Source organism: Cohnella fermenti (assembly GCF_004801405.1).
GTDB lineage: Bacteria > Bacillota > Bacilli > Paenibacillales > Paenibacillaceae > Cohnella > Cohnella fermenti.
In genome coordinates this window covers 65,819-80,031 of the sequence record NZ_SSOB01000019.1, presented here as the reverse complement: position 1 = coordinate 80,031, position 14,213 = coordinate 65,819, and the positions used below count along the sequence as shown (strand labels likewise).

8 protein-coding genes are annotated in these 14,213 nt (G+C 61.2%); 7 read left to right on the top strand and 1 reads right to left on the bottom strand.

What is annotated here, in order from left to right; all coding sequences use genetic code 11:
- Positions 1–67: 67 nt before the first annotated feature.
- The 6 genes from E6C55_RS16230 (at position 68) to E6C55_RS16205 (ending at position 10,655) form a co-directional block, all read left to right on the top strand.
- A complete protein-coding gene (locus E6C55_RS16230) occupies positions 68–1,438 on the top strand; it encodes an ABC transporter substrate-binding protein (RefSeq protein ID WP_168735680.1) in 1,371 nt (456 codons plus the stop codon).
- 72 nt (positions 1,439–1,510) lie between these two features.
- The gene (locus E6C55_RS16225) at positions 1,511–2,380 is read left to right on the top strand and encodes a carbohydrate ABC transporter permease (protein ID WP_136370861.1); all 870 of its coding nucleotides are present in this window, start codon (positions 1,511–1,513) and stop codon (positions 2,378–2,380) included.
- 15 nt (positions 2,381–2,395) lie between these two features.
- Positions 2,396–3,229, top strand: coding sequence for a carbohydrate ABC transporter permease (locus tag E6C55_RS16220; RefSeq protein ID WP_136370860.1), 834 nt, complete (start codon positions 2,396–2,398; stop codon positions 3,227–3,229).
- 9 nt (positions 3,230–3,238) lie between these two features.
- A complete protein-coding gene (locus E6C55_RS16215; protein ID WP_168735679.1) occupies positions 3,239–4,417 on the top strand; it encodes an oligogalacturonate lyase family protein in 1,179 nt (392 codons plus the stop codon).
- A gap of 120 nt (positions 4,418–4,537) precedes the next feature.
- Positions 4,538–5,938: an FAD-dependent oxidoreductase gene (locus tag E6C55_RS16210; protein ID WP_136370858.1), complete on the top strand. Its 1,401-nt coding sequence runs from the start codon at positions 4,538–4,540 to the stop codon at positions 5,936–5,938.
- A gap of 13 nt (positions 5,939–5,951) precedes the next feature.
- Positions 5,952–10,655 (top strand): Ig-like domain-containing protein, encoded by a 4,704-nt coding sequence (locus tag E6C55_RS16205; RefSeq protein ID WP_136370857.1) that lies wholly within the window; start codon positions 5,952–5,954, stop codon positions 10,653–10,655.
- Positions 10,656–11,072: 417 nt separating this feature from the next.
- On the opposite strand, the gene katG is transcribed toward E6C55_RS16205, so the two are convergent.
- Positions 11,073–13,253: a catalase/peroxidase HPI gene (katG, locus tag E6C55_RS16200; RefSeq protein ID WP_136370856.1), complete on the bottom strand. Its 2,181-nt coding sequence runs from the start codon at positions 13,251–13,253 to the stop codon at positions 11,073–11,075.
- Positions 13,254–13,572: 319 nt separating this feature from the next.
- Between katG and E6C55_RS16195 the strand changes: the two genes are divergently transcribed.
- Entirely contained in the window at positions 13,573–14,208 is a 636-nt protein-coding gene (locus tag E6C55_RS16195) for a glycoside hydrolase family 11 protein (RefSeq protein WP_136370855.1), read from the top strand.
- Positions 14,209–14,213: the final 5 nt, after the last annotated feature.

Below are 14,213 nucleotides of genomic sequence, written 5' to 3'. Positions count from 1 at the left end.
AATCTCAAGGCTGCAATCGCGGCTGATTTCTATACTGAAGGGGAAGTCAACTGGAAGGGAGTCCACTATGAGAAAGTCTACGATGAAGATTGGGGTCATGCTGGCAAGCGCGATGCTGCTGCTGGCCGCTTGCTCGGGCAACGGCAACGGGAACGCGAACGGAGGGAATTCCTCCGCAAGCCCCGCAGGGGCGAGCTCGCCCGCGGCGTCCAGCGGGACGGCGCAGGAGGGAACGGCGAAGCAGCCGGTCGAGCTGACGCTGGCGCACGGATGGACGGGAGAGGTCGCGATGGCGGCGGCGTTCGAGCCGGCCATCGACCGGTTTATCGCTTCCCACGATTACATTACGCTGAACGTGGAGACGGCGCCGGGCAACGGCATCCGCGAGAAAATCGTGACCGAGATGGCCGCCAACGATCCGCCGGACGTCTTCCTTCACTGGGGAGCGCGCGATACGGCGAGCTACATCGCCAACGAGAAGGTTGCCGATCTGACCGACCTGATCGCCGGCGACCCGGAGCTGGAAGGCCGTTATATCGACAACGCCTACGATTCGGTTACCTACAAGGGACGGATTTACGGCTTGCCGATCGAAGCCAATATGATGAACTTCCTCGTCAATACGAAGATGTTCGCGGACGCCGGCATCAAGGTTCCGGAGACGTTCGACGAATTGAAGGAAGCGGTCAAGGCGTTCAAGGCGAAGGGGCTGATCCCGATCGCGGCCAATGACGGAACGACCCGGGCCATTCTGTCGAACCTGAACGACCAGTTGTACGGCGAATCGGTCCGCGACCGGCTGATCGGCAAGGAGGAGTACGACGAGCGGCTTGTCGAGGCGGCTTCCCATGTCCGCGAGCTGGTCGAGCTGGGCGCCTTCCCGGAAGGGATGGAGACGCTGGGCACCTTGCAGGCGCTCGAGCTGTTCAACACCGGCATGTCGCCGATGTACTACCAGCACAGTTGGACGCTTGGCAGCGTGGCGGAGGATCTGTTCGACCAGGTCGAGGTCGTTCCGTTCCCGAAGCTGAAGCCGGACGGCGACGCTTACATGACATCCGGAGTCGGCTACTTCGTGTATATCAGCGAGCGGGCGTACGAGGATGAGAACAAGCGCGAGGCGGCGTGGGAGCTTGCCAAGTATCTGGCCGGCACCGAGGTCGGCAAGGAGCTTGAGGTCGTCTCCGGCAACCCGAGTCCGGTCGTCTGGGACCGCTCCTCCGACATGCATCCGATGCTCGCGAAGGCGTTCAAGCTGCGCGACTCCGGCGAAGTGAAGACCTTCCCGGACCATAACGACCTGCTCTCCGCGGAGGCGAGCAAGGTGTACAACGACCTCAAGACCCGGCTGTACCTGAACGATATCACGCCGGAGCAATACGCCCAATTGTTCGAAGAAGGCATCAAGAACAACCCGAATCCGGCCTTCGAGCCGTAACGCGGATAAGCGATTGAGGTTCTTCTTCCCGAGAATCTCAATCGCTTTTTAACGGGAAAGGAAGCTGTGCCCATGAAGAGACAACAACGGCTGCTGATCGCGACATTCACGTTGCCTTCGCTTCTGCTGTATGCGTATTTTTTTCTCAGTCCCATTGGCGAGGTGGTCTATTACAGCTTCTTCGATTGGGATGCGATCTCCCCCAAGGCGTTCATTGCCCTCGATAACTTCAAGGAGCTGTTCGCGGACCCGGTGTTCTACCGTTCCTTGCTCAACACGCTGCATCTGCTCGCGTTCCTCGTGCTGCTGATGATCCCGGTTGCGCTGCTGCTGGCGTACTTGCTGTATACCGAGGTGCGGGCGTTCAAGTTCCTGCGAACCGTCTACTTCATTCCGGTCATCGTCTCCAGCGTGGCAACGGCGCTGATGTTCCAGTTTATTTACGAGAATTACTTCGGGATCTTGAACACACTGCTTCGGAAAATCGGCCTGGGAGAGTACACGAGAGTGTGGCTGTCCGACCCGGCGACGGCGATGTCCGCCGTGTCCATGCCGCTTGTCTGGGGGCAGCTCGGCCTGATGATGATCATTCTGCTCGCGGGCTTGCAGGGCTTATCCCCGGAGGTGCTGGAGGCGGCGGAGATGGACGGGGCGAACGCGTTCCGGAAGCTGACGCGGATCATCATCCCGATGATCTCGGGCGTGATCGGCTTGTGCCTGGTGCTCGCGATCACGAGCGCATTCAAGACGTTCGACTTCATCCTGATTCTGACGCAAGGCGGGCCGCTGCACCGGACGGAAGTGACCGGCAGCTACATGTACAGCGAAGGCTTCAATCTAATGAACTACGGGTACGGCAGCGCCATCGCCGTCAGCATTATGGGAATTGCGGTCGTCATCTCCGTTCTGGTGAAGCAGTTCTCGAACCGAATGGATCGATAGGAGGCGCTGGGTGCAATGATGACGATTCGAAGGTTTGTTATCGGTACGTGCAAATACGGGTTCCTGTGGCTGTATGCCACCATCTCGCTGTTCCTGTTCGCCTGGATATTCGCCAGCTCCTTCAAGAGCAACCGCGAGATTTTCCGCAGCCCGTTCTCCCTGCCGGAGAACTGGACCCTGGACAACTATGTCCGGGCTTGGGAGAGCGCCAACATGAGCACGTACTTCTGGAACAGCATCTTTGTCGCGTCGATCAGCGTCCTGTTCACGCTGCTGTTCGGGTCGATGCTCGCTTACGCGATCGCGAGATTCCGGTTCCGGGGCAACGCGCTGTTGTCGGGGCTGTTCGTGATCGGCATGGCGATTCCGCTGCAATCGCTCATGCTGCCGACGTTCCTGAAGATGAACGAGCTCGGGCTGCGCAACAATCTGCTGTCCTTGATTCTTATTTACGGGGTGTTCGGCTTGCCGCGGGCGGTGTTTATTCTGGTCGGGTTCATGAAGTCGATTCCCGCCGAGCTGGAGGAGGCGGCCATCGTCGACGGCTGCAGCTACTGGCGCATGTACGGCAAGATCATCATTCCGCTGAGCGTGCCGGGAATGGCGACGCTCGCGATTCTGGACTTCATCGGCGCGTGGAACGAATACGTGTACGCCTCGGTGCTGCTGGCGACCGACAAGCTGCGCACGCTGCCGATCGGGCTGGCCAACTTCAAGGGGGAGTACTCGAGCGAGTACGGACTCATCTGCGCAGGTATCGTGATTACGATTATTCCCGTTGTTATTATCTACGTTTTTTTCCAAGAACAAATCGTCAAGGGCCTGTCGTCGGGCTCGGTTAAAGGGTAGGTGAAGGCAGTGGCTATCGGAGACAGAAGGAAGCTGCACGTGCACGAGTTCGCGGACAGGGTGACCGGCCGAACGATTCGGCGCTTGACCGATCCGCAGGAGCTGAGTCACCATCCGTACTTCTATAACCGGATCTTCACGGCGGACGGAAGCGGCCTGGTCGTCGCGATTCGCCGCGAGGGACGGCGCAATCTGTACCTGCTGAATCTGGAGGAGCAAGAGGAGCTGCAACTGACGGACTCCGACAATATCCTCGACTTCAGCGCCAATCTGTCGCCGGACGGCCGCGCGCTGTTCTTCTGCCGGGGCAATTCGATCGTGCGGCTGGTCTTGGCGACGCTGCGGGAGTCCGTCGTCTACGAGACGCCGGAGGGTTGGGTCGGCTACGACAATCCGGGGCTCAGCGCGGACGGCGAATGGATCGCGACGGTGGAGATGCGCGCGGAAGACCGCCTGGTCTCGGACGGTGGCTGGGTCGTCTTCGAAGCGCAATGGGCGGCGAGGCCGCTGTGCCGGATCGTCAGCGTTCATCTGCCGACGGGCCGCGTCCGGATCGTGCACGAGGAGCGCTGCTGGCTCGGGCATCCGCAGCCCCGGCCGGGAGACCCGGCGACGATCCTGTACTGCCACGAAGGGCCGTCGCACCGCGTCGATGCGCGATTGTGGCTGGCGAACGCCGCCGACGGGGCGATTCGCTGCATGCGTCCCCAGCAGCCGGGCGAGATGATCTCGCACGAATTCTGGCTGGCGGACGGCAGCGCGGTCGCCTGCGTGTATCGGCAGCAGGCCGCCTTGGGGAGCGGCGGCTCGGAAGAGGTCGTGGACCCGGCCACGTACAGGCCCCGAACGGAGTCCTCGGAGCTGCGCGAGCTGCTGCTGAAGATCGATGCGGTCACCTTGGCCGAGACGCCGATGATGGAGAGCTCGCCTTATTGCCACTTCATCGCGAATGAGGCGTTCACCCTGGCGGTCGGCGACGGGCAGACGAGCGAAGCGCCGTACTTGTACGCGGCGAATCTGCTCGAGCGCACCGAGGAGATCGTATGCGCGCACGATACGAGCTGGAACGCCTACGGGACGAATCAGGATTCGCATCCGCATCCCGCGTTCCATCCGGACGAGCGGCGAATCGTGTTCACCTCGGACCGGGACGGGCTGCCGGCGGTTTATATGACAACAAGGCCGTAAGAGTCGAGTCGGATTCGCAAGAGAACAGGAAGCAAGAGAAGAGGGAAGCAAGAGAACAGGAGCAAGAGAACAGGAGCAAGAGAACAGTGCAAGAGAATAGGGAGCAAGAGGGAGGACAACATGGAGGAGCTGGCAAGGGAACGAATAATGAGCGGGATCATGAACGGAGCCGCGGTGGAAGAGTCGCTGCGGACGCCGTTGCTTCGGGAGTATGACGTCATCGTATGCGGAGCGGGACCGGCCGGCTTGTCGGCCGCCTGGTCGACCGCGGGGCAGGGGCTGCGCACGCTGCTAATCGAGGCCGGCGGCTGCCTTGGCGGCGTCTGGACGTCCGGGCAACTGGCCTTGGTGCTCGATGTCGAAGGCAAGGGCGGGCTGCTTCGCGAGATCAAGACACGGCTCGGGAACGAAGGGGCGACGCTGCCGCGCGGCAACGAGCATAACTTCGTCTACGATATCGAGACGATGAAGCGATTGCTGGAGGACCTGTGCCGGGAGGCGGGCATCGACGTCCTGCTGCATTCCCGCGTGACAAGCGCCGTCGCGGAGGGCGGCCGCCTGCGCGCGATAACGGCGGAATGCGCGCAAGGACGCATCGCCTTCGGAGCCAAGCTCTTCGTCGACGGCACCGGCAACGGCGATCTGGCCGCGCTGGCAGGCTGCGGGTACGACATGGGGCATCCGGATTCCGGGCTGATTCAGCCGGCCAGCATGCAGGCGGTCGTGACGGGAGTGCCGGAGCGCTTCCGGGTGATGGAGACGTACGAGAGCAAGCGGGAGTTCGGAGACTACTTGCGGTCCATCGGCTTCGAGCCGAGCAACCGGGCGCCGACGATCATCCGGCTTCCGCTCGGCGGCCTTTATTTATTGGCGGTCAATCACGAATTCGACGTTCGCTGCGACGACATCGTGAAGATAACCGAAGCGACGATGCGGGGGCGCGCGGAGATTCACCGCGCGCTGGCGGCGCTGCGCGGCCAGGCGGGCTGGGAAGAGCTGCGGCTTGTCGCCACGAATGCGCATATCAGCCTGCGGGAGGGGAGACGGATTCGCGGGATGTACGCAATCTCGCTTGAGGACATCGTCGCGGGACGGTCGTTCGAGGACGGGGTGTGCGCCGTCAAGTTCGCCGTGGACATTCATGCGACGGATGCGTCGCAGACGCACGGATACGGCAATCAAGGCATCCGGACGAAGCCGTATCAGATTCCGTACCGCAGCCTGCTCGTTCCCGAGTACGAGAATCTGGCGCTGGCCGGACGCTGCATCAGCGGCGACTTCTTCGCGCACGCTTCCTACCGCGTCACGGCGAACGCCGTGGGCATGGGCGAGGCGGTCGGGTTCGCCGCAGGGCTGGCCATGAGCCGGGCCTCGGGCTCGGAACGGGGGGCGGGAGCGAATTCGGAATGGGATGCCGCGCCTTCGGCAGGCGGGGCCGGCCTCACGCCGGAGCCGTCGTTCCACGCCGTGGACGGAACGATTGTCGGGAAGGAAATGCAGATTCGCGGATACCTAATGTAGAGGGGGACGTTCGATGAGAGGTTCATGGAGGAATCGGATGCTCGGACTTGCAGCGGTGCTTCTGCTGGCGCTGCCGTTGCCATTGCCGTTTCCGGCGGCAATGGCGGAGACGGAGGAACCTTCGCCCTATGTTTACTATGAAGACTTCAGCTCTTATGCCGTCAATTCCTACCCGACTTCGCTCAGCTCGCTAACCTCGCAGACGAATTACGCGGGAAGCGTAGTCGAAGACGCGCAATCGCTGGACAAGAGCTTCCGAATCGAGAAGACGGCGGCGACGACCGTCTCCGCGTATGCCGGCAAGACGCTGGGCGCAAGCGAAGCCTTGGAACGGGCGACGGTCGAGGTTCGCGCGCGGGCGGAGCAGACGAATCTGATCTCGTTTATCGCCGTGCTGCGGGGCGATTCGAACGTTATTACGCAGCTTGCCTTCTACAGCGACGGGAACATCAAAGCGTTCGCGGATACCGGCTGGGTCACCGTCGCCTCCTATGCGCCGAACGTATGGTACGACTTCAAGATCGTCGCCGACGCCGGGACGCAGACGTTCGACATCTACGTGGACGATCAACTGCTGGCAGTCGCCCGAAGCTTCCGAACAGCCCAGACGGACTTGCGGCAATGGCAGGCGGGCTTGTATTCGGGGAGCGCCGCGGGCGCCATGTCGATCGACGAGGTGCGCATCTCCGAGACGCCGCCGGTTGAGGCGGCCGTCGGGTTCGAGGAAGACTTCGAGACGCAGCCGCTCGATCAGTACCCCGCCTCGTTCGACGGGGAGACGGCGGTTGCCGGCTACCAAGCGTTGACGACGTCCGCGTCGGGGGAAGCCGGCCGGTTCCTGAAGCTGGAGCGGAGCGGGGCGAGCACCGCCAGCTACTACGCGTACAAGACGCTGGAGTCCCCGCTGGGCAGCACGCGTCTCTCCTTCCGGGCAAGCGTCGCCCAGACGGATGCCATCGCCTATGTTCCGGTTCTGCGCGGCCCGGGCGGTGCGATCGCCCAGCTCGCCTTCTACAACAACGGAACGATTCGCGTCTATCAAGGCGGTTGGATCACTCTGATAAGCGAATACGAAGCGAATCGCTGGTATCGATTCGACCTCGTTGCGGACCCGGCTTCGCAGACGTTCGCGGTGTTTATCGACGGCAAGATGATCGGGGACGGCTATGCATTCCAATCGCAGCAAGAAGAAGTGACCCGCATCGGCTTCGGTCTCTATAAGGGCGACGGGGCCGCCGCCTTATCCGTCGACGACATCCGCGTCTCCCCCTATGAATTCGAACCGGTGCAGGCGGTCGGCTTGACCGCCGGGACGCTTCCGCTTCCGCTTGCGGTAGGAAGCGAAGAGAAGCTGGAGCTTGAAGTGTTGCCGGCCAGCGCCCTGTTCTACGAAGTGGCATGGAGCAGCAGCGATGCCGCGACGGCGGCGGTCGACGCAGCCGGAGTCGTGCGCGGCATTCAGCCGGGAGCGGCGGTCATTACCGCCCAAGTTACCGACTCCGTCACCTCGGCGGTGTACTCGGCAACCCGCTCGGTGAATGTCTATTATCAGCCCGCAACCGGCGTGAAGGTATCGCCGGTTGCGTTGACGCTGCCCGTCGGTGCCGAGGAGACGCTGACGGCGACGGTGCTGCCGGCGAACGCGAGCGATACGGCCGTTGTGTGGTCCAGCTCGAACGAGACGGTGGCGGAGGTCAGCGTTCTGGGGACCGTGTATGCGAAGTCCCCCGGAACGGCGGCGATCACGGCGACGACGGCGGACGGGAACCATTCGGACGTCAGCAGCGTCACGGTGGAAGCGCGGACGACGGCTTATCAATGGTATGTCGATCCCGAGCTTGGCAACGACGCCAATGCGGGGTCGGAGGCGGCGCCGTTCCGCACCTTGACGAAGGCGCGGGACGCCTTCCGCTCCGCGACCGCCAACGGTTCCGCCATGGCCGGGGACGCCGACATTATTCTCCGCGGAGGGCTCTACGAGCTGAGCGAGCCGCTGCTTCTGGACGAGCGGGATTCAAGCGATGCATACGAGCGCGTGACCTACAAAGCTTATCCGAACGAGGAGCCGATCGTCAGCGGAGGAGTCGGCATCGCCGGCTGGCAGCTCTACGATGCCGTCAACGGAATCTATCGGGCTCCCTCGAACGGAATCGAGACCAGGCAATTGTACGTCAACGGCATTCGGGCGGTTCGCGCCAGAAGCGAAGGGCCGTTGACGGAGGCGACGCTGACAAGCGCGGGGGTGCGCAGCTCCGACACGGACATGGCAACGTGGAGCCGACTGGACGAGCTGGAGTTCGTCTTCCGGGAGCGTTGGACGCAGCCGCGCGCCAAGGTGCAGTCGGCGACGCTGGGCGAAGGCGGAACGAGCATCGAATTTACGATGCAGCAGCCGGGCTGGCAGGCGATCAATGCCAAGGGCTCGTCTTCGGTCACGCGAGGGCCGGTCTATGTGGAGAATGCCTACGAATTGCTGGACCAGGAAGGCGAATGGTATGCGGACGAGGCTTACTTCTATTATAAGCCGAGAGCCTTCGAGAACATGGCGACGGCGGACGTCACCGCTCCCGTGCTGGAGGAGCTGATTCGCATCGAAGGCTCGTCGCTCGGAGCTCGAGCGGGGTATATCAGCTTCGAGGGCATCACGTTCGCTTATACGACATGGCTGTGGCCGAGCACCTCGTACGGCTTGTCCGACGTGCAGAACAACCATCTGCGTTATCCCGGTCAAGACGATCGGCTGATCGAGGCTGCGGTGACCGTCCGGAAGGCGCATCACATCGTCTTCGAGGGCAACACCTTCAAGCACATTGGCGACACGGCATTAAAGCTGATCGACGGCGTGCAGGACAGTCTGGTGAACGGGAATCGCCTGTACGATATATCCGGCGGCGCAATTAACGTCGGCGAGCCGACCGCGAACAATCCGGCCATCTATGCCCCGAAGGATAGCCGGCTCGTGATGAGGAACGTCGACGTGACGAACAATTACATCCACGACATCGGCGTCGACTACGCCTCGGCTGCGGCCATATCCGCCGGGTTCCCGGTGGATATGGAGATTAGTCGCAACCATATTTTCAACATTCCGTATTCGGGTATTCATGTCGGTTATGGCTGGTACAGCTTCGTCAGCGCGGGGCAGAAGCAGGTCCGGATCGAGAACAACTACATTCACGACTTGATGGGAGCGGGGATATACGACGGCGGCGCCATCTACACGTTGGGCTACACGGGAGCCTCTGCCGAAGAGATGAATACGGTCAGCGGGAACTACATCCAGAACCAGTTGGACAAGTGGGCGGCGATCTACGCGGACAATGCTTCGGATTATTGGGAGTTCCGCGACAACGTCATCGACCAGACGGAGACGCCGATGTGGGGAGAGTCCCCGGCCTATTGGGCGTTCGGCAAGGAAGAGGAATTGCTGTTCGACCATAACTACACGACAACCGAACATGTGAACACGTCCTTCGGCGCCCCCCTTCGGGTGACGAACACCCAGGTGTACCCCGACGCGGATTGGCCGACCGAAGCCCGGCAGCTCATCGCCGATGCCGGCTTGTCGAACGCCTATCGTTCCTTGTACGAGTTGGGTGCGGAGAGAGTTGACGTGACGGAGGAATTGGCGCTCGAGGTCGAGGGAACGGCGTCCATTGCCCTGTCGGCGACGACGAATAAAGGCGAGCTCGCGGACCTGTCCGAAGCGACGATCGATTACCGCTCGCGCAATCCCGCCGTTGCGACGGTGAGCGCCGGAGGAGTCGTCGAAGCGATGGCCCATGGGAGGACCGCAATCGAGACGAGGATCGTTCAGGGAGATCTGCTCTGGACGTTCGAGACGGAGGTTTATGTCGGCGATACGGTTGTCTCGATAGAGCTGCGCAACGTCTCGGGCTCGAGCCGGAAGCTGCTTCTGGGCGAGACGTTCGACCCGGGCGTCTATGGAGTCACGGATCTCGGCAGGGAGGTCGCGTTCGCGGACCTGTCGATCGTCAGCTCGGACAGCGGCGTCGTGTCGGTGCAGCCGAACGGCTCCTTGCTGGCCGCCGGAGAGGGAGAGGCGTCGGTAACGCTGGCGACGTACGGGACGCCGTCGTTGTCGCGCACGATCGACCTCGAAGTGATTCAATACAGCAGCGAGGAAGGACTGCTCGTTCCTCCGTATTCGTTAAACGATGCGCTTGCGGACTCCGCCGGCTGGAAGGTGTCTTCCGGGACGGTGGCGTTCGAGAATGGCAGCGTTCGTCTGACGACTCCTTCCGGGCAAGGCTATTACGACGGTCAAGCGTTCGGCGACGAGCTGCTTGCGTTCGATATGACGATCGAAGCGGAAGCGGGATGGGAGGTCATCGAGATTCGCAACCAGAATCTGGCCGTGCCTCTCGACACCGCCTATGCCGTTGTCATCAAGCCGAACGAGATTGAGCTGCAGCGCTTCAACAACGGCGTTCGCACCGTCATCTTCGGCAATGTGACCGGGTATACGAGTCAGGGAGGCGAAGCTTATCCGAACGACGTCCTGCCGTTCGGCGTTCGCAAGCGGGTTCAGGTCGGAGCGATCAACGAGGCGAACGGGGTGCGCATCGTGCTGAACATCGATGGAGAGAACGTCTTCTATTACCTGGATAAGGACGCGGATCGGATCGAGTCCGACGGCTGCTTCTCGGTTATGGCGCGCTACGGCAGCGTGCGGATCGGGCCGACGGAGGAGTAGGAGCATACTAAGACTAAGCGGAACGCAAGGATAAGCCAGCAAGCCGGAGGGGCCATTCCCAAGTCATCTTGTGACTCGGGAACGGCCCCTCTGGGTTATGGCGTTTGACTTATAGCGGACTTATAGCGTTTTATACGAAAATTCACATTCATTCTGCTCGGCAACGGGACATCTGAGCGATTTTATGCGAAAAACCACATTCATGGAGCAAATTCCGGCCCGAGGTGCTCGATGTATGCTAAAAACCGCATAAAAAGCCTCGCTACCTCGGGAATCTGCACCGATGAATGTGATAAATCACATAAAAATGGTTATTCCCGACCGCTGTTCGACCGTTGCCCGACCGCTGCCCAACGACTACTCGATCGCTGCCCAACCGCTGCCAATCGCTATCGACAGCTACCGACCGCTACCCGATCAAGCCAGATCGAACCGATCCGCGTTCATGATCTTCACCCAAGCCGAGACGAAGTCGCGAACGAACTTCTCCCTGTTGTCGTCTTGCGCGTACACTTCCGCGATCGCGCGCAGGATCGAGTTCGAGCCGAACACGAGGTCGTTGGTCGTGGCCGTGCGGACAACTTGGCCGGTCTTGCGGTCGCGGCCTTCGAAGACATTGCATTCGACCGGCTTCCATTGCACGTTCATGTCGAGCAGGTTGACGAAGAAGTCGTTCGTGAGCGCGCCGATTCGATCCGTGAACACGCCGTGCATCGAACCGCCGTAGTTCGTGCCGAGCACGCGCATGCCGCCGACAAGAACGGTCATCTCCGCGGCGGTCAGGCCGAGCAGATGCGCCTTGTCGATCAGAAGCTCCGCTTGGTTGACGTGTGCATGCTTGGAATAGTTGCGGAATCCGTCCGCAATCGGCTCGAGCACTGCGAAGCTCTCGGGATCGGTCTGCTCCTGCGTGGCATCGCCCCGTCCGGGAGCGAACGGTACGCTGACTCCGAATCCGGCTTCCCGCGCAGCCTGTTCGATGGCGGCGCTGCCTCCGAGCACGATCAGATCGGCCAGGCTGACGGGCTTGTCGAAGTCCTGCCGGATCGCTTCGAGAATCTTCAGCGCCTTGGCGAGCTGAAGCGGCTGGTTGACCTCCCAATTCTTCTGCGGCGCAAGGCGGATGCGGGCGCCGTTCGCGCCTCCGCGCTTGTCGGTGCCGCGGAACGTGCTGGCCGAAGCCCAGGCCGACGTAACCAATTCGCTTACGGTAAGCCCGGAGTCGAGAATTCTTGTCTTCAGCTCGGCGATATCGGCTTCCGTCAAGTCCGCGTTGCCGGCCGGGATCGGGTCTTGCCAGATCAGTTCTTCGGACGGAACCTCCGGTCCGAGATACCTAGAGCGAGGTCCCATGTCGCGGTGCGTCAGCTTGAACCAGGCGCGGGCGAACGCGTCGGCGAATTCGTCCGGGTTCTCGAAGTAGCGGCGGGAGATCTTCTCGTAGACGGGGTCCATGCGCAAGGCCATATCCGCCGTCGTCATCATCGTCTTGACGCGAATGGACGGATCTTCCGCGTCCGGCGCAAGATGCTCCGGCGCCGGATTGATCGGCTCCCATTGATGCGCGCCGGCCGGGCTCTTCGTCAACTGCCATTCGGAGCCGAACAGGTTCGAGAAGAAGCCGTTGTCCCACTGGGTCGGGTTCGACGTCCAGGCTCCTTCGACGCCGCTGGTGATCGCGTCGCGGCCCTTGCCGGAGCCGTGCGTGCTGATCCAGCCCAGGCCCATCTCCTCGATCGCCGCGCCTTCGGGTTCGGCGCCGACCAGAGCCGCATCGCCTGCGCCGTGCGCCTTGCCGAAGGTGTGGCCGCCGGCGACGAGGGCGACGGTCTCTTCGTCGTTCATGCCCATCCTCGCGAACGTCTCGCGGATGTCGCGCGCGCTTGCCAGAGGGTCCGGGTTGCCGTTCGGGCCTTCCGGATTGACATAGATCAGCCCCATCTGGACGTTGGCCAGCGGCTTCTCCAGATCGCGGTCGCCGCTGTAGCGCTTGTCATCGAGCCATACCGTCTCCGATCCCCAGTAGATGTCCTCTTCCGGATGCCAGACGTCCTCGCGTCCGCCGCCGAAGCCGAACGTCTTGCCGCCCATCGATTCGATCGCGACGTTGCCCGTCAGAATAAACAGGTCGGCCCAGGACAGCCTGTTGCCGTACTTTTGCTTAATCGGCCACAGCAGGCGGCGGGCCTTGTCCAGGTTGCCGTTGTCCGGCCAACTGTTCAGCGGCGCGAAGCGCTGCGAGCCGCTTCCGCCGCCTCCGCGTCCGTCTCCCGTGCGGTACGTGCCGGCGGAGTGCCATGCCATGCGGATAAACAGCGGACCGTAGTGCCCGTAGTCGGCAGGCCACCAATCCTGGCTGTCCGTCATAAGCTTGCGAAGGTCGTCCTTCACCGCTTGATAGTCCAGCTTGCCGAACTCTTCTCTATAGTTGAAGTCTTCATCCATCGGGTTAGATTTGCGATCATGCTGACGGAGAATGCCCAGATTCAATTGATTGGGCCACCAATCGTGGTTCGTCGTGCCGCTTGAGCGATGGCTGGTAGCGCTTCCGTGCATGACTGGACATTTTCCGGCTGAAGCCGTATTGTTTACATCCATTCCGATCTCTCCCGTCAATTTGTAATTAGAATTATTCAAAAATAGTACCTATTTCATTTATAAAAGGAAATTCGCTAGAAATCAATTCGTTTCTGATGAAGAGATCATGAAGGTATGATGAAGATGGCTTCCATCCATATTGTGTAAAAAACAAAGTTAGTCCTATAGTTTGCCGCGTTGTCGTGTATGCGCTTACAATTTATAATCGCTTTGGAAAGGAGGCGTGAGGGACAAACTGCGGGCCGAATGCTCGAGCATGGCGGCGCTGCAACGGCAATCGTTGTTCGCAAGGACCATTCGAACGGAGGAGGCGTTATTTATGTTCAAGTTTAAGAAGAAAGCACTCCCGATTCTGGCGGCAGCGGCCATGAGCCTGAGTCTGTTCGCGGCATCGTCGAGCGCGGCGACGGATTACTGGCAGAATTGGACCGATGGGGGCGGCACCGTGAACGCGGTCAACGGCTCCGGCGGCAACTACAGCGTCACCTGGTCCAACACCGGCAACTTCGTTGTCGGCAAGGGCTGGACGACCGGTTCCCCGACCCGGACGATCAACTACAATGCCGGCGTCTGGGCGCCGTCCGGCAACGGCTACCTGACGCTGTACGGCTGGACGAGAAATTCGCTTATCGAGTATTACGTCGTGGACAGTTGGGGCACCTATCGGCCTACCGGAACGTACAAGGGCAGCGTGACGAGCGACGGGGGCACCTATGACATCTATACCGCCACGCGCTACAACGCCCCGTCCATCGACGGGACGCAGACGTTCACTCAATACTGGAGCGTTCGTCAATCGAAGAGAGCGACCGGAAGCAACGTTGCGATCACGTTCAGCAACCATGTGAATGCGTGGAAGAACCTGGGGATGAATCTGGGAAGCAGTTGGTCCTACCAGGTGCTGGCGACGGAAGGGTATCAGAGCAGCGGCAGCTCCAATGTAACGGTGTGGTAACGAGT

What these genes read in the sequence shown, in the direction of transcription:
- E6C55_RS16195 (WP_136370855.1), top strand. Translation starts at nt 13,573, where the DNA reads ATGTTCAAGTTTAAGAAGAAAGCACTCCCGATTCTGGCGGCAGCGGCC.
- E6C55_RS16230 (WP_168735680.1), top strand. Translation starts at nt 68, where the DNA reads ATGAGAAAGTCTACGATGAAGATTGGGGTCATGCTGGCAAGCGCGATG.
- E6C55_RS16205 (WP_136370857.1), top strand. Translation starts at nt 5,952, where the DNA reads ATGAGAGGTTCATGGAGGAATCGGATGCTCGGACTTGCAGCGGTGCTT.
- E6C55_RS16210 (WP_136370858.1), top strand. Translation starts at nt 4,538, where the DNA reads ATGGAGGAGCTGGCAAGGGAACGAATAATGAGCGGGATCATGAACGGA.
- E6C55_RS16225 (WP_136370861.1), top strand. Translation starts at nt 1,511, where the DNA reads ATGAAGAGACAACAACGGCTGCTGATCGCGACATTCACGTTGCCTTCG.
- katG (WP_136370856.1), bottom strand. Translation starts at nt 13,253, where the DNA reads ATGGATGTAAACAATACGGCTTCAGCCGGAAAATGTCCAGTCATGCAC.
- E6C55_RS16220 (WP_136370860.1), top strand. Translation starts at nt 2,396, where the DNA reads ATGATGACGATTCGAAGGTTTGTTATCGGTACGTGCAAATACGGGTTC.